The sequence below is a fragment of the Aeromicrobium senzhongii genome (assembly GCF_014334735.1).
In the GTDB taxonomy this organism is placed as follows: Bacteria; Actinomycetota; Actinomycetes; order Propionibacteriales; family Nocardioidaceae; genus Aeromicrobium; species Aeromicrobium senzhongii.
Window position 1 is genome coordinate 2,308,402 of the sequence record NZ_CP060587.1, and the last position, 18,465, is coordinate 2,326,866.

Below are 18,465 nucleotides of genomic sequence, written 5' to 3' on the forward strand. Positions count from 1 at the left end.
TGATGGGGTCACGGTCGTCACCGCGTCCCGACCTACGTAGGTGGTCAGGACAGTCGCATCTCGCGCAGCTGGCGGCGCGAGGTGATGCCGAACTTGCGGTAGATGCTGCGCAGATGGGCCTCGATCGTGCGCGGGCTCAGGAACAGCTGCGCACCGACCTCGCGGGACGTCGCGCCGGTCGCCACGAGCCGCGCGACGTGCAGCTCCTGGGCCGTGAGCGCATCGGTCGGCTGGGCGGTCCGGCTGCGGGGGTGCTCACCGGTGGTCCGCAGTTCGCGGGCCGCGCGTTCGGCGAACGCCTCGGCACCGATGTCGGTGAGCATCTCGTGGGCGATCCGCAGCTGCTGGCGTGCGTCCTGTCGTCGGCCCTCGCGGCGGAGCCACTCACCGTAGACGAGGTGAGCCCGCGCCAGGTGACTGGCCAGCCGGCCACCCCCGAGATGCTCGATCGCCTCGAGGTAGTGCTTCTCGGCCGCCGCGCCGTCGGTCACCAACGCACGGGAGCGCGCCGCCAGCCCGAGTCCCCAGGGGGCGCCGCTCGCGGCAGCGCGCGAGCAGAGCTCCTCCAGCACATCGGCCACGCGCTCTGGCTGACCGGCCCGGCAGGCGGCCTCGATGAGCTCGGAGTGAGCGAGGTTGTTGTACGCCCACGCAGCGGATCCGATCGCCCGCGTGCCCGCCTCCTGCGCCCGGGAGTAGTTGCCGAGACCGTTGTGCAGGACCGCCATGGCGTACTGGGAAAGGACGGTCTCGGTGCGCTTCCCGGTCCCGACGGACTCTCGTTCGAGGGTCGCGGCGATCTCCAGGGTCTCGTCGGGACGGCCGCGCCAGGCCGCCAGCACGAGCTGGGCGTGGCGCAGGGGCGCAGCGGTGATGGACGTCGTGATCGCGGTCTGCTGGGTCGCGAGCTCGGCGCGGGCGAGCTCGCCCGAGAGCACCAGGCCGATCAACTGGACGAACAGGGCACCGGGGAGGGCGGCCAGCGCCCCGGACTCACGGGCGAATCGCACGTGACGTTCCGCCAGCTTGTGGAGCAGCTCGTCGTCGAAGAGCGACACCGCGGTCCGACCCGCGAGCCAGAGCCACCGGTGGTCGTCCGCCACGTACTCCGTATGTGGCTCGTGCTCCCGGAACGCCTCCAGCGCCCGACGCAGCATCGGCACACTGGCGTCGTACCCCGTCGTGAACCGCGTCACCAACCCGTCGAGCAGCAGGTCGGCCGGGCGAGGCGGCGCCGGCGAGGGCGGCGCGGCCAGGGCCGCCTCGGCCACCTCCCGCACTCCCCCGCCGGAGCCGTGGACCCCCGCGACGATCGCCGCATCCATCGCGTCCAGGTAGGTCTCGCGCGACATGGCAGGGTCGAGTGGAGCGAGCGTCCTGGCGGCGTCCAGGAGCATCGCGGCCATGTCGCTGCCACGCTTCAGGTGGAAGCCGATCTGGGCACGCATCAACTGGGCCCGGGCGCACTGCAGCGTGTCGAGGAGTCCGGCCTCGGCGATGTCCAACAGCTGCAGAGCGGCGGAGGACATCCCCGCCTCGTGCATGGCCAGGGCGGCGTCCAGTGCGCGTCTCGCGCGGAATGCGGGGTCCGGCGTCAGCTCGACCGCCCGCTGCAGGAACGCGGCGGCAGCGGCGAGCCCGCCACGGGCGCGCGCCCGGCCGGCCGAGGCCTCGAGCTCGGCCGCGACGCTCTCGTCGACACCCATCACCGACTGCGCACGGTGCCAGGCGCGGCGATCGGGGTCGGAGCGATCGGTGGCGGTGGCCAGCGCACGGTGGACCCGCCGGTGTTCTGGCGGCGCCGCAGCCTGGTAGACGGCCGATCGCACCAGCGGATGGGAGAACCGCACCCGCGTGTCGATCTCCAGCAGCCCGGCGGCCTCCGCGGCGTCGGCCGCTCCGCAGTCGATGTCCAGCTGCGCGGCGGCGCGCTCCAGCAGTGCGACGTCGCCCGTAGGCTCGGCCGCCGCGATCAGCAGGAGCTCCTGCGTCGCCGCGGGCAGATCCCTCGAGCGCCGCCGGAAGCTGTCCTCGATCCGCCGCGGCACGCTCAGCGCGTGCGGCAGCCCGAACCCTCCGGCCAGCCCCTCGGGTCGCGCACTGCGGGGAAGCTCCATCAGCGCCAGAGGATTGCCCCGCGCCTCGGCGATGATCTGGTCGCGGACGCGGGTGTCCAGCGCCGCATGGCCGGACCTGGCCAGGAGAATCCGGGCTTCCTCCTCGTCGAGCCCCTCGAGACGCCGTTCCGGCAAGCCGGTGAACGGGTCGTCACCGTCGTGGGGCTCCCTGCGCGCGAAGAGCAATGCCACCCGCTCGGCGGCCAGCCTTCGCGCCACGAAGGCCAGGACCTGCGCCGACGCCTGGTCCAGCCACTGGGTGTCGTCGACGATGCACAACAGTGGCCCCGCATCGGCGACCTCGGACAGCAGGTTCAGGGCGGCCAGTCCGACGAGGAACCGGTCGGGAGCGGCACCGCCTCGCACGCCGAGCGCGACGTGGAGCGCTTCCTGCTGGGGCGGCGACAGGACACCCGCGAACTCCAGCAGCGGCGCGCAGAGCTGGTGCAGCCCGGCGAACGCGAACTGGGCCTCGGACTCGGCCGCGGCCGCGAACACCACGCGGACGTCGGGCTCCGCGGTGTCTCGGGCCCGTTTCAGGATCGTCGTCTTGCCGATCCCGGCCTCTCCCCGCAGCACGAGCGTGCGGCTCCGCCCGGCTCGTGCCTCGGACAACAGCTGCTCGATCGCCTCACATTCGGCGCGTCTGCTCAGGAGGTCGATCAGTGTCGTCTCCCTCCATCAGGTGGAGCAGTCGGCCCTCGTTCCGGGCAGTGTAGCGTCGGTCGGCCGGCGTGTGTCGAGGTCGGCGAGCGCTGACGCGGCCCCTCGGCGACCTTCGGCGTAGCGTGTGGTTTGAGTCACATGACGACGAAAGGCCGCGGCCGTGAAGATCGGTGTTCCTCAAGAGATCAAGAACCACGAGTACCGGGTGGCGATCACCCCGCTGGGCGTGCGCGAGCTCACGAGCCGAGGGCACGAGGTGGTCGTCCAGGCCGGTGCCGGCGCCGGATCGACGATCAGCGACGACGACTTCGTCGCGGCCGGCGCCACGATCGTCCCCGACGCGGAGTCGGCGTGGGGCACCGATGGCGGCGTCGACCTGGTGCTGAAGGTCAAGGAGCCCGTGCCCGAGGAGTACCACCGCATCCGCGAGGGCCAGGCGCTCTTCACCTACCTGCATCTGGCTGCCGACCGGCTGTTGACCGAGGAGCTGCTCGCACGGCGGGTCACCGCCGTGGCCTACGAGACGGTCACGGACGCCGCCGGCCGCCTGCCGTTGCTCTACCCCATGAGCGAGGTGGCGGGCTGCCTCGCGCCGCAGGTCGGAGCCCACTCACTGATGAAGGCCCAAGGCGGCCGGGGAGTCCTGCTCGGCGGGGTCGGCGGAGTGGCCAATGCGAAGGTCGTCATCATCGGAGCCGGGGTCTCGGGCCAGAACGCCGCCAACATCGCCCTCGGAATGGGCGCCGACGTGACCATCCTCGACACCGATCTGGACAAGCTGCGGATGAGCTTCTGGCGCTATGACAACCGCGTGCACGGCCTCGCCTCGTCCGAGCTGGCGATCGAGCAACAGGTGCTCGAGGCCGACCTCGTGATCGGCGCGGTGCTGGTGCCCGGCGCCGCCGCCCCGAAGCTGGTCGGCAACGAGCTGGTGTCGCGGATGAAGCCCGGATCGGTCCTCGTCGACATCGCGATCGACCAGGGCGGGTGCTTCGAGGACTCACGGCCGACCACCCACGCGCACCCGACCTTCCCGGTCCACGACTCGACGTTCTATTGCGTCGCGAACATGCCCGGAGCCGTCCCGAACACCTCGACCTACGCCCTGACCAACGCGACCCTGCCCTACACGATCGCGCTGGCCGGCCACGGCTGGGTCGACGCGATGCGCGCCGATGCCGGCCTGGCCCAAGGACTCAACACGTACGCCGGCGAGCTGACCAACGCCGCCGTGGCCGCAGCCGTCGGGCTGACGTCGACGGACGTCGACACGGTGCTTGCCTCCGCCTGAGAGTCAGCGCAGCGCCGCCTCGGTCAGTTGGTCGGCCGCCTTCTCGAAGAGATCCTGCATCTCCCCGGCGGGGTAGCTCGCGGCCAGCTCGGCCGCTGCCAGCGCCCCACCGAGCAGCACCGACGGATCGAGCTCCTGGCGCGGGTCCGGGAACGGCCCGGGCTTGGGACGCGGCCACCGCCGGGGCCAGCCGGTGCCGCACCAGTCCTCGATGTCCTCGAGGAAAGCACGCTGGGCTCCCTCGTCACGGCCGCTGACGATGATGATGCCGCGCGCCATCAGCGCCAGCAGGAGCCGGCCGGACTCGGCGGGCGGGAGGGGCTGGGGGTTGAGAGCGACGCGGCTGAGACGTCCCGTGCGCAGACCTTGGGGTCCGCCCCCGATGAGCTCGAACACGCGCTCGTCGAGGGTGGCGATGAACTCGAGCCTGTCGAAGTCCGACAAGGAGACGCGACCGCGGGCAAGGGCCCGGACGAGGTCGGATGCAGTGGCCATGGGAGATCCTCCTGGAGTACGAGGCGGTCCGTCGGGGACCGGCAGTACCGGGGAGGCGCGAGTCGTGCGCACGGATACACGGGGGGAAAGCGTCAGGCCCGGAATCCAGTGGATTCCGGGCCTGATCTTCGTGGTAGCGGGGGCAGGATTTGAACCTGCGACCTCTGGGTTATGAGCCCAGCGAGCTACCGAACTGCTCCACCCCGCGTTGCCTGACCAACGTTACCGGAGGGGGTGGGAGGAACCCAAATCGGGGTCCCCCACCCCCTCCTCACGGCCTCAGATCAGGGCGTCGGTGAGGTGGTTCGGCGTGCCGAACCGGTGCGCGGTGATGCTGACGGCCTGCTCGTGGACGAACGGCAGCAGCTCGACCTGCCCGGCCTCGGTCGGGCGGTGCGCCCAGATGGCGAGGTCCGGCTTGCCGCCCGTCTGCTCGGCGAGGGCCGAGCGACTGCCACCGACCAGGCGCACGCGCCCATCGGTCAGGCACGACGCCACCGCGGCCCACGTGGCGTCGTCCTCGACCATCACGGAGACACCGAAGCCGCGCAGTGCGGTCCGGACCGCATCGGGCACCTCGAAGGCCGAGGAGACCTGCAGCGGCCCACCCGCAGCCAGCCCCGCACCGATGACGCGCAGGCCCTCGGACAGGGAGGCGTCGGACGCCAGCCGGATGTGCACGCGCGTCGGGACGTACCGCAGGATGTTGCGCTCGGCGAAGATCGCCGAGACGTCGCGCGCCGTGCCGAACTCCTCACGCCAGGCGGCGGCATCGCTGCGGAACGACCGCTCGAGGTAGCTCACCTCGTCGGCCGGGACGTGCGCCTCACGCGCGGCCTGCAGCAGCCGCTCGACACGGGGATCGATGCTGTCGTCCGCGGTCGATCGCGCCGGGGCCCACTCGCCCAGACCGAACAGGTAGTGCGGGCCGCCGGCCTTCGTGCCGGCGCCGATCGCCGACTTCTTCCAGCCGCCGAACGGCTGGCGCCGCACGATGGCGCCGGTGGTGCCGCGGTTCACGTAGAGGTTGCCCGCCTGGACCCCGTCCAGCCACACGGCGATCTCCGCCGGGTCGAGCGCGTGCAGGCCCGCGGTCAGGCCGTAGTCGACCTGATTCTGGATCTCGAGCGCCTCCTCGATCGTCTCGGCGGTCATGATGCCCATCACCGGTCCGAAGTACTCGGTCAGGTGGGTCGTCGAGCCACGCTTCACGCCCGTCCGGATGCCCGGGGACCACAGCTGCCCCGCGTCGTCCAGCTTCCGCGGCTCCACGAGCCAGGACTCCCCCGCGTCGAGCGTCGTCAGTCCGCGCAGCAGCTTGCCGGAAGCCGGCTCGATCAACGGGCCCATCTGCGTCTGCGGGTCGGACGGCCAACCGACCGTCAGCGACGTCACCGCGTCGACCAGCTGCTCGCGGAACCGCTTCGACGTGGCGACGGAGCCGACGAGGATCACCAGCGACGATGCCGAGCACTTCTGGCCCGCGTGTCCGAAGCCCGAGGCCGCGATGTCCTTGGCGGCCAGGTCGAAGTCCGCCGAGGGCGTGACGACGATGGCGTTCTTCCCGCTCGTCTCGGCCAACAGCGGCAGGTCGGGACGGAAGCTGCGGAACAGCTCGGCCGTCTCGTACGCACCGGTCAGGATCAAGCGGTCGACACGGGGGTCCGAGACCAGCCGCCGGCCGAGGTCGGACTCCTCCACGTGGACCAGCTGCAGCGCTTCGCGCGGGACACCGGCCTCCCACAGCGCCTCGACCATGACCGAGCCGCAGCGCGCGGCCTGCGGCGCCGGCTTGATCACCACCGCGGAGCCCGCGGCCAGCGCGGCCAGCGTCGAGCCCGCAGGGATCGCCACCGGGAAGTTCCACGGCGGCGTCACGACGGTGAGGCGCGAGGGCACGAACGTGGCGCCGTCGACGTCGTCGAGACCACGGGCGAGGTGGGCGTAGTAGCGCGCGAAGTCGATCGCCTCCGACACCTCCGGATCGCCCTGGTCGAGGGTCTTGCCCGCCTCGGACGCCATGACCTCCAGCAGGTCGGCGCGGCGCTCCTCCAGGCGCAGGGCGGCCCGCTCGAGGATCTCGGCGCGCTCGGCCGCGGGGCGACGGCCCCAGGCGTCACCCGCGACGACCGTCGAGGCGACGACCGACTCCAGCGCGTCGGCGTCGGTCAGGGTGTGCTCCTTGACGAGGTCCTCACCGAGGGCCGAGCCCTCCACCCGCGACAGGATCCGGCGACCCCACGCGCGGTTGGCCGGCAGCGACGGATCGGTGTCGGGGGTGTTCTCGAACGGCGCACCCGCCGGCGGCTCCTGCACGGGCGCCGAGCGGTCCTGCGTCCGGTTGGGCGCGGGCACGGAGTCGTCCAGCGCGGCCAACGACGCGAGGAAGCGGTTCTTCTCGCGCTCGAACAGCTCGTGGTTCTCGTTCAGCTCGAAGACCGCCGACATGAAGTTGTCGTGGCTTGCGCCCTCCTCGAGTCGACGGATCAGGTACGCGATCGCGACGTCGAAGTCCTTCGGGTGCACCACCGGCGTGTACAGCAGCAGGCCGCCGACGTCACGACGCACGACCTCGGCCTGGCTCTGGGCCATGCCCAGCAGCATCTCGATCTCGACGCCGTCGCGGACCCCGCGCTGACCGGCCAGCAGCCACGCGTGCGCCAGGTCGAAGAGGTTGTGGCCGGCCACGCCGATCCGCACGTTGGCGATGCGCTCGGGGTGCATCGCGTAGTCCAGGACGCGCTTGTAGTTGGTGTCCGACTCCTGCTTGCTCGACCACGTGGCCAGCGGCCAACCGTGCACCGCGGCGTCGACGCGCTCCATGGGCAGGTTGGCGCCCTTCACGACGCGCACCTTGATGCCCGCTCCCCCGCGCGCCCGGCGAGCGGCCGACCACTCCTGCAGGTGGATCATGGCGCGCATCGAGTCCGGCAGGTACGCCTGGAGCACGATGCCGGCCTCGAGGTGCTCCAGCCCCGGCGTGTCGAGGATCTTGGTGAAGACCGCGATCGTCAGGTCGAGGTCGTGGTACTCCTCCATGTCCAGGTTGATGAACTTCGGCGACGGCGCGTCGGCGGCCTGGCGGTACAGCGGCATGAGGTTCTCCGCGACGTGCTCGACGGCCTCGTCGAACGCCCACGGCGAGTGCGGCGGCACCGTCGCGGAGACCTTGATCGACACGTAGTCGACGTCCGGCCGGGCCAGCAGGTCGTGGGTGCCCTTCAGTCGTCGCGCGGCCTCGCGCTCGCCCAGGACGGCCTCGCCGAGCAGGTTGATGTTCAGGCCCACACCGTCGCGGCGGATCTTCGCGATGCTGCGGCCCAGCCTCGCGTCGGTCGCGTCGACGATCAGGTGCCCCACGAGCGACCGCAGCGCCCGCTGCACGATCGGGATGACCAGCCGCGGCACGAAGCGGCCGGCGAGCGCGCCCAGACGCACGGCGTTGCGCAGGTACCAGGGCAGGAACGCCGGCACGTCCGACGCCAGCGAGGCGAAGTTCCGCGCGGCGATCCGCGGGTCCTCGGGCCGGATGACCCCGTCGATGAATCCGACCGTGAAGTCCAGGCCCTTCGGGTCCTTGAGCAGGCCCGCCAACTGGGCGCCGGCCTTGTCCGCGGGCACGTCGGCGGACTCCGCCAGCCAGCGCCTCACGAGCTCGACCGACTCCTGCGCCAGCGGGTCGGGCGCGCTCGGGGATGGGTGCTGGGTCACGTCGTCGATCACGGTGCTGCCTTCCGGACTTCGGGGGGAACAAGGTCTGCTGCCCAGTGTGAGATCCGCGCCAGTTAAGGTAAAGCGATCTTTTGTGACCGATATCGATCAGATCCAGTGAAGGATTGCCCATGCTCGACGTTCGCCGGTTGCGCCTCCTGCGCGAGCTGCAGATCCGCGGCACCCTCGCCAGCGTCGCGGCGGCGCTGCACCAGAGCCCGTCCTCGGTCTCGCAGCAGCTGTCGCTGCTGGAACAGGAGGTCGGGGTCGAGCTGCTGCGCAAGGTCGGCCGCCGCGTCCAGTTGACGCCGCAGGCCGAGATCCTGGTCGAGCACACCTCCGCGGTCCTCGAGCGACTGGAGCGTGCGGAGTCCGACCTGGCCGCATCCCTCGACGAGGCCACGGGCACGTTCCGCCTGGCCGTGTTCCAGTCCGTCGCGCTCGCGCTGATGCCGGCGACGCTGTCGATCCTCGAGACCGAGCACCCGAGGCTGCGCGTCACGATGACCCAGCGCGAACCGGAGTCGGCGCTTTACGAGACGTGGGCGCGCGAGTTCGACCTGGTCATCGCCGAGAAGTACCCCGGCCACAACACCCCGTGGCACCCCGAGCTGGACGCCGTCGACCTCACGACCGACGAGGTGCGTCTCGCGGTCCCGCCGGCCGGAAACCGGTTCGGCGACATCACGTCGATCGCCGAGGCGGCGGACGCGCCGTGGGTCATGGAGCCACCGGGCGTGGCCTCGCGGCACTTCGCCGAGCAGGCGTGCCGGGTCGCGGGCTTCGAGCCCGACGTCCGGTACGAGACCGCCGACCTGCAGGCGCAGATCAGCCTCATCGAGTCCGGGCACGCGGTGGCGCTGCTGCCCGACCTGCTGTGGCAGAACCGCCGTCCCGCGGTGACCCTGCACCGACTCGAGGGCCGACCGCACCGCACGATCTTCACGTCCGCACGGCGCGCGTCGGCCCACTCCCCCGGCGTGGCCGCGACGCGCCAGGCGCTGTCGCGGGCGGTGGCCGAGGGTCAGTCCTGACCGGTCACAGGTTCATGCAGAGCCGGCGGGCATCGAAGATGGCCGCATGGACGCCGCGACTCGAGACCGCGTCGCCGATCCGGTAGAGCTCGAAGTCGCCGTCGGTGCGCACGACCCGCTGGCGCTCACCCCGCACGAAGGCGTCGATGTCGAGCTGTCCGCGGTTGGCCGAGCGTTCGCGCAGCTCGTCGTAGACCTCGCTGATCGGAACGGTCCCCTGCTCGACCACCACGACGTCGGCCCGCTTCTCGATCCGCTCGCCGGTGTAGTCGTTGGCGAACGTCGCGACCAGCTCGCCGCCGTCCTTGCGCACGCCCTGCAGGACCAGGTCGGGCGTGATCGCCACGCCGCCGTTGTAGAGCATCTTCATGAAGTCCGGACGCACCGTGTGCACGATGTCCAGGCCGACCTCGGCATCGGAGGTCACCAGTTCGATCTCGTTGCCCTGGCCGAGCAGGTGCTCGACCGCCGAGAGCGCGTGCTCGTCGCCGTGCTCGTCGTAGACCACGACCTGCTTGCCCGCGACGGGGGCACGCCCCAGGACGTCGGCGCTGGACACGACGAACCGCTCCCCTCCCTCGGGCAGGGTCGGGTCGGCCATCCCTCCGGTCGCGATGATGACGACGTCGGGATCCTGGGCCAGCACGTCGGCGGCCTCGACGTAGGTGCCGGTCCTGAGCGTCGCGCCCGCCATCCGCGCCTCGGCGGCCAGCCACTCGGTGATCGAGCGCTTCTCGGACTGGCGGTGCACCTTCGACATCGGGACGACCTGTCCGCCGAGGGTGTCGGACGCCTCGAACAAGATCACGTCGTGGCCGCGCTCGGCACTGGCGCGGGCGGCCTCCAGACCGCCGGGACCGCCGCCCACGACGACCACCCGGCGCCGGTCACGTGCCGGGGTGATCAGCTGCGGGATCGTCTCCTCGCGGCCGGTCGCCGGGTTGTGGATGCAGAACATCTCCGTGTTGAGGCAGAAGCTGGCGCCGACGCACGGCCGGACCCGATCCTCCTCGCCGCGCTCGATCTTGGCGACGATGTGCGGGTCGGCGATGTGGGCCCGCGTCATGCCGACGAGGTCGACGTACCCCTCGCGCAGCGCGTGGCGCGCGGTGGCCAGGTCGGCCACGCGTCCGGCGTGGAACACCGGGACCGGCACGGCCTCGCGGATCCGCCCGGCGACCGGGAGGTGGGCACCGAGCTCACGCCCCGTCGGCGGCATGATGTCCGACAGCTCGCGGTGGGTGAACCCGCCGCCGTAGATGATGTTGAGGTAGTCCACGTGCCCCGAGCCCGCCACGAGCCGGGCGATCTCGACGGCCTCGTCGGGCTCGATGCCGCCCTTCGCACCCTCGTCCCCGGGCAGCCGCACACCCACGACGTAGTCCGTTCCCACCTCGGCGCGGACCGCCTCGAGCACCTCGAGCAGGAAGCGCACGCGGTTCTCCAGCGAGCCGCCGTAGCGGTCGTCGCGCAGGTTCGAGCGCGGCGCGAGGAACTGGTCGATCAGATGACCGGCCAGACCGGCCAGCTCGACCCCGTCGAGACCGCCGCGCCGGGCCCGGCCGGCCGCCGCGGCGTAGTCGGCGATGACCCGCGGGAAGTCGAAGTCCTCCATCGGCTTGGGATAGCTGCGGTGGGCGCGCTCACGGATCCCCGAAGGGCTGACGGTCGGCAGCCACGGACCGGACGCGTCCCAGCCGCGGCGCCCGAAGTGGGTCAGCTGCACCATCGTCGCCGCCCCGTGGCGATGCACCCGCTGCGCGACGTCCTCGTAGAACGGCAGGACGGCGTCGGTGCTGGCGTCGATCGATCCGAACGAGGTCTGCGAGTCCGCCGACACGAAGCTCGACCCGCCGAACATCGTCAGGCCGATCCCGCCGCGCGCCTTCTCCTCCTGGTAGAGGGCGTAGCGCAGGCCCGGCCCCTCCGGCCCCACGAAGCCCGCCGGGGCGTGGGCCGTGCTGAAGATGCGGTTCTTCAGCGTCAATCCCTTGAGGGTGAAGGGTTCGAGCAGCGGGTCGGACATGCGGGGCCTTCCGGGGAAGAGGAAAAGGACAGGGGAAGCCAGGACGGGGTCGCTCGGGGGCGCGACCCCGCCCTGGCGGTCTGGGGGGTGGGTCAGCCGTTGATGGCGGACTGCTCGGAGATGCCGGCCTTCTCCAGGTTCTTGGCCAGCTCACCGGACGACTGGTACTCGGCGAGCACCTGGTTGACCGCGTCGCGCAGGTCCGTGGCGCCCTTGCGGATCATCACGACGGTCGCGTCGGTGCCGGTCGTCATGGCGATCTTGGGGGTCTCCTGCATGACCTCGTTCTTGATCTTCGCCGGGTTGCCGTCGGCGGTCAGGTAGCCGGCCAGGGCACCCTCGGTGAACAGTCCCGCGTCGATGCGACCGGCCTTCAGATCGTCGTAGACGGCCTGCTCGCTCTGGTAGAGCTTCACGTTGTCCGCGCCGAGCGCCTTCTGGGCCTCCCCGGTGAACAGGTAGCCCGTCGTGGTGCCGACCTTCTTGCCCTCGAGCTGCTCGATCGTGTCCCAGCCGTCCTTCGAGCCGACCGACATCAGCGAGAGGTAGACCGGGTCGGAGAGCTCGTACTTCGCGCGACGCTCGTCGTTCACGGTCCACGACCCGGCCGACAGGTCCGCCTTGCCCGTGTCCAGGGCGCTCACGACGCCGGGGAACGACGTGCTCTGGGCCTTCAGCTCCAGGCACAGGTCGGCGGCGACCTTCTTGAGCAACTCACCGTCGATGCCGGTCGGCTGGCCGTCCTTCGCCCCGATGTAGGGCGGGAAGTTCGCGATGGCCGCGGTCAGCGTGCCGTCCTTGACCGTCTCGACCTTGGCGATGGGCTCGCAGTCGTCCGCGACGGTGGAGGCTGCGTCGTCCGAGCCGCAGGCGGCCAGTGCCGACAGGCTGACGACGGCGCCCAGCGCCAGGCCGAACGTACGGGTGATGCGCTTCATGGTTCTCCTTGGGGGGATCAGGCCGGCAGGACTGCCGGACCGGACTTGTCGCGCCGCAGCACGTGGATCAGGGCGGAGGCGACGATCGAGACGGCGGCGTAGAACCCGCCGGCGACGAGGAAGACCGTCAGGTAGTCGAAGGTGACCGAGCCGATGCCGTACGAGCGGGCCAACAGCTCGGGCAGACCGATCGCGAACCCGATGGCGGTGTACTGGAAGATCAGCACGGCGAACGAGATCACGGGCAGTCGCACGATCGACAGTGCCTGCGGCAGCACCACGTGGCGCAACTCGTGCCACCCGGTCAACCCCAGGCTGCGCGCCGCCTCCCGCTGCCCGTTCGGGACGTCGAGGATGCCGACCCGGAAGATCTCCGAGGTGTAGGCGGCGGCGCTGATCGCCAGGCCCGTGACCAGGGCCGGTCCGGCGTCGAGCACGACGTCGATCGACGGCAGGCCGAAGTAGATGAGATAGACCACCACGAGCAGCGGCAGGCCGCGCAGCAGCTCGACCACGGCCAGCGTCGTCCAGCGGACGAGGCGGCTCGGGGCGGTGCCCAGCAGGCCCAGGACCAGGCCGAGCGGCAGGCCCGTCGCGATCGACAGGACGGCGTACCAGGCGCTGAGCTTCAGGCCGCCGAGCAAGATCATCAGGTCGTCGGTGGTCATGCCGCACTCCTTCGGCGCAGGGTCGCGTCCAGCCATCGCGAGGATGCGGCGATCGGCAGGCTGAGCACGAGGTACACGGCACCGGCGACCAGGAAGGCCGCCAGCGCGGGCTGCCCGCCGTTGGCGAGGTTGAGCGCCTGGAAGGACACGTCGCTCACGCCGATCACCGAGGCGAACGCCGACTCCTTGAGCAGACCGATCGCATAGGTCGCGCACGGCGCCATGGCGACCGCGATGCCCTGGGGCGCGATGATCCGCCAGAACAGCTGGGAGCGCTTGAGGCCCAGGGCCTGCGCGGCCTCCCACTGCCCCACCGGCACGCTCAGCAGCGCGGCCCGGTAGTTCTCGGCGACGTAGGCGGTGGCCACGAGTGTCAGCGCGATGATGGCCGTCGGGATCGGCTCGGAGCCGGTGAGGTTGGCCAGGCCGTAGAACAGCAGCAGCATCCAGGCGATGACCGGGACGCCGCGGACGACCTCGACGTAGGACGTGCCGACCCAGCGCAGCGGAGCGATGCGCGACACCCGCATGAGCGCGACCGGGAAGCCCAGCACCAGCGCGAGCGCCATCGAGACGACCGTGAGCAGGACCGTGACCCCGACACCCTCGAGCACCGTGGAGACGATGAGTCCCCAGTCCGCGTTCACTGCTCGGCCACCGCTTCGAGGAATCGTCGGGTCACGGCGTGCTGCGGCCGGGTGAAGAGCTCGTCGGGGTGCGACTGCTCGACGATCGCCCCGTGGGCGAGCACCGCGACCTGGTCGGCGACCTTGCGGGCGAAGCCCATGGCGTGGGTGACGACGATCATCGTGGTGCCCTGGTCGGCCAGCTCGCGCATGACGGCGAGCACCTCCTGGCCGACCTCGGGGTCGAGGGCGGAGGTCGGCTCGTCGAACAGCATGACGACCGGGTCGAGGGCCAGGGCACGCGCGATCGCGATGCGCTGCTGCTGGCCGCCGGAGCACTGCATCGGCTTGGCGTCGGCCTTGGCGGCCAGGCCGACCCGGTCCAGCAGCTTCAGGGCGACCTCGCGGGCCTCCTGCGGCTTGCGCCCGAGGACGAGTTCTTGGGCCAGGGTGACGTTGCGCAGCACCGACAGGTGCGGGAACAGGTGGAAGCCCTGGAAGACCATGCCGGTGCGCCGGCGGACGGCCAGAAGCTCGGCCTTGGTCGGCTTGCTCGGGACGGCCGCGACCGGCTCACCCGTGATCGAGATCGTGCCCGAACTGGGCGTCTCCAGGTAGTTGATGCACCGCAGCAGGGTGCTCTTGCCGGCACCACTGGGGCCGATCAGCGCGACGACCTCGCCGGGGTAGACGTCCAGGGCGATGTCATCGAGGACGACGTGGTCGCCGTAGGACTTGGTCAGGCCCTCGATACTCACCAGCGGGGTCGCTCCCGGGGTGTTCCTGGCGAGGCTTGCTCGTCGATCGTTCACGCGTCGTGCTCCCGTTGGTCGCGGACAGTGCGCTCAACGTACGGATGATGAGACGGGTGTCTCATCATGCAGACGTGCAGAATCGACGACTCACCCTTGGGACAGGCGTTCAAAGACCCCCCGCTCCTGAACAGATGTGCAGTCGGAGGGGTCGCATAGTTGAACACCTGCCCCTGACCCCGGCGCCGCACGGCGAACTAGCGTCGCTGCAATGACGAACGACGTGGGCAACACCGGACTGGACCTGTCCGGGCGGATCGCGGTCGTCACGGGGGCCGCCGGCGGGATCGGATGGACCACGTGCCTGACCCTGGCGCAGGCGGGAGCCGCCGTGGTGGCGCTGGCCCGCCGGGTGGCCGAGGCTCCCGGACCCGGTCACGTCATGCCCGTCGGCGACGGCGAGATCTGGACGGCGGAGGCGGACGTCACCGACACCGCCTCGGTGGCACGGGCCGTCGACGCCGCGATGCTGCGCTACGGCCGGATCGACGGCCTGTTCGCGAACGCCGGCGTCCTCTACCCGGGCGAGACCGTGACGGGCGACGACCAGCACTGGCACGAGACCATCGCCGTCAACCTGACGGGGGTCTGGAACACCGTGCGCGCCGTCGCCCCCGCCATCCGGGCCGGGGGCGAGGGCGGCTCGATCGTGATCAACAGCTCGGTCAACGGCGAGCGCGCGGCTGCCGGGTGGTCGGCCTACAGCGCCAGCAAGTTCGGCGTCGTCGGACTCGCCGGATCACTGGCGCAGGAACTCGGGCCCGAGCGGATCCGCGTCAACTGCGTCCTGCCGACCTCGGTGGACACCCCGATGATCAACAACCCCGCACACACCGCCCGCATGGGCGGCGAGGCGCAACAGGCCCTCTACCGGTCGGGGCACGCGCTGCCGACCGGGTGGATCGAGGCCCAGGACGTGGCCGACGCGGTCCTGTGGCTGATGTCCGACCGCTCGCGCTACGTGACCGGCGCGTCGCTACCGATCGATGCGGGGTATCTGGTGAAGGCCCCGGGCTCCCACGACCTCGGAGACGACTCGCTCGGAGCTGACGTGGGTCTGCTGACCTGAGTCGCGCAGGCGCATGACGGCCAGCCCGACCTGCAGCGTCATGCGGTCGGCACCGTCCTTGAGGGACAGGCCCGAGATCGTCTCGGCGCGCTGCAGCCGGTAGTACACGGTGCCGCGGCTGATCGACAGCAGCCGACAGGTGTCGGGCACGCTGCAGCCGGTGGCGAAGTACGCATCGAGTGTCTCGGCCAGGAACGGCGACTCCTCCTGCAGCATCGCGACCCCCGGCGGGATCGCGTCGTCGAGGAGCTCGTCGGGGATCGAGACGACCGCGCGCAGGGCCCCCAGGTCGCTCCAGGACTGGATCCGCGGCAGGGTGTCGAAGGCCGTGAGCGCCCGCACGGCCAGCCGCGCCTGGCGGAAGCTCGTCGAGGCCTCGTAGAGGTTCGCGACGGGATCGCCGATCCCGATGACCACCGAGCCAGGCGCATCGAGCTCGGTCTCGGTGACCTGCTTCGCGTGCTCGGCCACCCGCTCGGTGGCGCCCCGGCGCGTGACCGTCTCGGGCGGCAGCAGCATCACCGCGCGGCGCTGGTCCACGAACCGCCACACCTCGCCCGGCACCGCTCGCGGCAGCGGACCGTCCAGGATGCTGATCGGCAGGTTGGCCGTGTCGACGTCGCCGGTCAGGCTCATGACCAGCACGGCGACCGGTCCCTGGGGGTATCCCGCGACGTCGTAGAGCCAGCCCGCGGTGTCCAGGTGACCACGACGGTTGCTCAGCAGCAGGTCGCGCACGCTGCTCGCGCGATCGCGCAACCGGGACGTACGCCGGTGGATCGTCTCCGCGATCCGCTCGGCGTAGTCCGTCAGGTCCTCGATGTCCGACTGCGGGACGGACGTGCCGTTCTCGTCGATGATCCAGATGTAGCCGTACGTCCGCCCGCTCCACCGCGCCGGGACGACCCAGCGTGCCGAGACGCCGTTCTCGACGTCCTCGGGCGTGTGCAACGGCCCGGTCATCGAGGGTCGGACGCCCAGGGCCGCGTAGTACTCCTGCGACTTGCGCGGAGCGGCCCGGCTCAACAGCGACTCGCGCCGCATCCAGTCGACGTTGAGGGGGTGCGGGCCGGCGGCCAGATGGGCCAGCGTGAGGTCCGAGATCCCGACGGGCGCGGCGAGCCGGATCGTCAGCTCGTCGGCGAGATCCTGCAGGACGGACATGCCCACAGTATGGAGGAGCGCCGCGCAGGGTCCCGAGGAGGCATCGGGCCCCCGAGAAACCCCTGTGACCCCGGCCACTTCCCAAGATGTGTCAGGGGTGGCCCCGGCCTACCGTGAGACATGGTCACCATCGCGAGGAACATCGTCGACACGCTCGAGGCCAACGGCGTGGAGCGGGTCTACGGGATCCCGGGCGACTCACTCAACGGCTTCACGAACGCCCTGCGCAACTCGGGAATCAGGTGGATGCACGTCCGCCACGAGGAGGCCGCAGCCTTCGCCGCCGGTGCCGAGGCGGCGACCACCGGCCGGATCGCGGTGTGCGCGGGCAGCTGCGGACCGGGCAACACGCACCTGATCAACGGCCTCTACGACGCCCATCGCTCGCGCGTGCCCGTGCTGGCGATCGCCGCGCACATCCCGACCTCGGAGATCGGGTCCAACTACTTCCAGGAGAACCATCCGACGGAGCTGTTCCGCGAGTGCAGCGTGTTCGTCGAGAACGTCTCCAGCCCTTCGCAGATGCCGCGACTGCTGCGGATCGCCATGCAGACGGCGATCGAGAAGCAGGGCGTGGCCGTCCTGGTGATCCCCGGCGACGTCGCGCTCACCGAGGCCACCGACGAGACCGTCACGATCCTGCGCCCGACCGACCCCGTCGTGACCCCTTCACCCGCGGACCTGCAGCGTGCCGCCGACCTGCTCGACCGGGCCGGCCGGGTCACCATCCTGGCCGGGGCCGGCTGCGCCGGTGCCCATGACGAGGTCGTCGCCCTGGCCGACCACCTGGGTGCGCCCATCGTCCACGCGATGCGCGGCAAGGAGTACCTGGAGTACGACAACCCCTTCGACGTCGGCATGACGGGCCTGCTGGGCTTCGCGTCCGGGTACCGCGCCATCGAGGCGTGCGACGCGCTGCTGATGCTGGGCACCGACTTCCCGTACCCCGACTTCCTCCCGCGGGAGAAGACGATCATCCAGATCGACGTGCGCGGCGAGCAACTCGGCCGGCGGGTGCCGCTGGACCTCGGCCTGGTCGGCAGTGTCCGCGACACGGCACCGGCCCTGCAGGAGCTGCTCGACCACAAGGACGACCGCACCCACGTCGACGACTCCGTCGCGCACTACGAGAAGACCCGCGAGAAGCTCGACGAGCTGGCCGGACCCGTCAAGGAGGGGCGCGACCAGCACCCGCAGTACGTCGCGCGCACGATCGACGAGATCGCGAACGACGACGCGGTGTTCGTGCCGGACGTCGGATCGCCGGTCATGTGGGCCGCCCGCTACGTCCGGATGAACGGCAGGCGCCGTCTGATCGGGTCGTTCAGCCACGGCTCGATGGCCAACGCCGTGTCCCAGGCGATCGGCATCCAGGCCGCCCACCCCGGCCGCCAGGTCGTCGCCATGGCCGGCGACGGGGGCCTGACGATGATGCTCGGCGAGCTCATCACGCTGGTGCAGCTGAACCTTCCGGTGAAGATCGTGGTCTTCGACAACAGCTCCCTGAACTTCGTCGAGCTGGAGATGAAGGCGGCCGGCTTCGTCAACTGGGGCACGGGCCTGCAGAACCCCGACCTGGCCCGGGTGGCCGAGGCCATCGGACTGCGCGCCCTGCGCGTCGACCGCTCCCAGGACCTCGCGCCGGCACTGGCCGAGGCGTTCGCCCACCACGGGCCCGCGCTGGTGAACGTCGTCACCGAGCGCCAGGAGGTCACGATCCCGCCGTCGGTGAACGCCACGCAGATCAAGGGCTTCTCGCTCTACGCCATGCGCACCGTGATGTCCGGGCGCGGTGACGAGATCCTCGACCTGGCTCGCGCGAACCTGCGTCAGGTGTTCTGATCGGAC

Annotated in this window: 13 protein-coding genes and 1 tRNA gene; 4 read left to right on the top strand and 10 right to left on the bottom strand. The window is 71.0% G+C overall.

Features of this window, described 5'->3' with window-relative positions:
* Positions 1-44: 44 nt before the first annotated feature.
* Complete coding sequence (locus tag H9L21_RS11405; protein ID WP_369412460.1) at positions 45-2,783, bottom strand: ATP-binding protein; 2,739 nt, start codon at positions 2,781-2,783, stop codon at positions 45-47.
* A gap of 160 nt (positions 2,784-2,943) precedes the next feature.
* On the opposite strand from H9L21_RS11405, the gene ald reads away from it, so the two are divergent.
* Positions 2,944-4,074, top strand: a complete 1,131-nt coding sequence (gene ald / locus H9L21_RS11410; protein ID WP_187411473.1) for an alanine dehydrogenase — start codon at positions 2,944-2,946, stop codon at positions 4,072-4,074.
* 3 nt (positions 4,075-4,077) lie between these two features.
* Here the strand turns inward: ald and H9L21_RS11415 are convergent, their stop codons facing one another.
* From H9L21_RS11415 to H9L21_RS11425, 3 genes are all read right to left on the bottom strand, one after another.
* Entirely contained in the window at positions 4,078-4,569 is a 492-nt protein-coding gene (locus tag H9L21_RS11415) for a hypothetical protein (RefSeq protein ID WP_154596786.1), read from the bottom strand.
* Between the two features lie 131 nt (positions 4,570-4,700).
* Positions 4,701-4,777 (bottom strand) — tRNA-Met (locus H9L21_RS11420).
* Positions 4,778-4,848: 71 nt separating this feature from the next.
* Positions 4,849-8,292, bottom strand: a complete 3,444-nt coding sequence (locus H9L21_RS11425; RefSeq protein WP_187411474.1) for a proline dehydrogenase family protein — start codon at positions 8,290-8,292, stop codon at positions 4,849-4,851.
* A gap of 119 nt (positions 8,293-8,411) precedes the next feature.
* Between H9L21_RS11425 and H9L21_RS11430 the strand changes: the two genes are divergently transcribed.
* Positions 8,412-9,314 carry a LysR substrate-binding domain-containing protein gene (locus H9L21_RS11430; RefSeq protein WP_154596784.1) on the top strand — a complete coding sequence of 301 codons (903 nt, stop codon included), beginning with the start codon at positions 8,412-8,414 and terminating at the stop codon, positions 9,312-9,314.
* A 4-nt stretch (positions 9,315-9,318) separates the two neighbouring features.
* Here the strand turns inward: H9L21_RS11430 and H9L21_RS11435 are convergent, their stop codons facing one another.
* From H9L21_RS11435 to H9L21_RS11455, 5 genes are all read right to left on the bottom strand, one after another.
* Entirely contained in the window at positions 9,319-11,340 is a 2,022-nt protein-coding gene (locus H9L21_RS11435) for an NADH:flavin oxidoreductase (protein WP_154596783.1), read from the bottom strand.
* Positions 11,341-11,432: 92 nt separating this feature from the next.
* A complete protein-coding gene (locus H9L21_RS11440) occupies positions 11,433-12,278 on the bottom strand; it encodes a substrate-binding periplasmic protein (protein ID WP_154596782.1) in 846 nt (281 codons plus the stop codon).
* Between the two features lie 17 nt (positions 12,279-12,295).
* Positions 12,296-12,946 (bottom strand): amino acid ABC transporter permease, encoded by a 651-nt coding sequence (locus tag H9L21_RS11445; RefSeq protein ID WP_187411475.1) that lies wholly within the window; start codon positions 12,944-12,946, stop codon positions 12,296-12,298.
* A complete protein-coding gene (locus H9L21_RS11450) occupies positions 12,943-13,593 on the bottom strand; it encodes an amino acid ABC transporter permease (protein ID WP_154596780.1) in 651 nt (216 codons plus the stop codon). The genes H9L21_RS11445 and H9L21_RS11450 overlap by 4 nt, the downstream gene beginning before the upstream one ends.
* Positions 13,590-14,330 (bottom strand): amino acid ABC transporter ATP-binding protein, encoded by a 741-nt coding sequence (locus H9L21_RS11455; RefSeq protein ID WP_304518631.1) that lies wholly within the window; start codon positions 14,328-14,330, stop codon positions 13,590-13,592. Before H9L21_RS11455 ends, H9L21_RS11450 begins: the two co-directional genes overlap by 4 nt.
* 265 nt (positions 14,331-14,595) lie before the next feature.
* Here H9L21_RS11455 and H9L21_RS11460 point away from each other — a divergent pair, with 265 nt between their 5' ends.
* Positions 14,596-15,453, top strand: a complete 858-nt coding sequence (locus H9L21_RS11460) for an SDR family oxidoreductase (RefSeq protein ID WP_154596779.1) — start codon at positions 14,596-14,598, stop codon at positions 15,451-15,453.
* Here the strand turns inward: H9L21_RS11460 and H9L21_RS11465 are convergent.
* Positions 15,361-16,617, bottom strand: a complete 1,257-nt coding sequence (locus H9L21_RS11465; protein ID WP_154596778.1) for a PucR family transcriptional regulator — start codon at positions 16,615-16,617, stop codon at positions 15,361-15,363. The two genes, H9L21_RS11460 and H9L21_RS11465, sit on opposite strands and share 93 nt — an antisense overlap.
* A gap of 120 nt (positions 16,618-16,737) precedes the next feature.
* On the opposite strand from H9L21_RS11465, the gene poxB reads away from it, so the two are divergent.
* The gene (gene poxB, locus H9L21_RS11470) at positions 16,738-18,459 is read left to right on the top strand and encodes a ubiquinone-dependent pyruvate dehydrogenase (protein ID WP_154596777.1); all 1,722 of its coding nucleotides are present in this window, start codon (positions 16,738-16,740) and stop codon (positions 18,457-18,459) included.
* Positions 18,460-18,465: the final 6 nt, after the last annotated feature.

Coding starts and splice junctions, on each gene's coding strand:
- H9L21_RS11415 (WP_154596786.1), bottom strand. CDS start 4,569: ATGGCCACTGCATCCGACCTCGTCCGGGCCCTTGCCCGCGGTCGCGTC.
- H9L21_RS11430 (WP_154596784.1), top strand. CDS start 8,412: ATGCTCGACGTTCGCCGGTTGCGCCTCCTGCGCGAGCTGCAGATCCGC.
- H9L21_RS11435 (WP_154596783.1), bottom strand. CDS start 11,340: ATGTCCGACCCGCTGCTCGAACCCTTCACCCTCAAGGGATTGACGCTG.
- H9L21_RS11440 (WP_154596782.1), bottom strand. CDS start 12,278: ATGAAGCGCATCACCCGTACGTTCGGCCTGGCGCTGGGCGCCGTCGTC.
- H9L21_RS11445 (WP_187411475.1), bottom strand. CDS start 12,946: ATGACCACCGACGACCTGATGATCTTGCTCGGCGGCCTGAAGCTCAGC.
- H9L21_RS11460 (WP_154596779.1), top strand. CDS start 14,596: ATGACGAACGACGTGGGCAACACCGGACTGGACCTGTCCGGGCGGATC.
- H9L21_RS11465 (WP_154596778.1), bottom strand. CDS start 16,617: ATGTCCGTCCTGCAGGATCTCGCCGACGAGCTGACGATCCGGCTCGCC.
- poxB (WP_154596777.1), top strand. CDS start 16,738: ATGGTCACCATCGCGAGGAACATCGTCGACACGCTCGAGGCCAACGGC.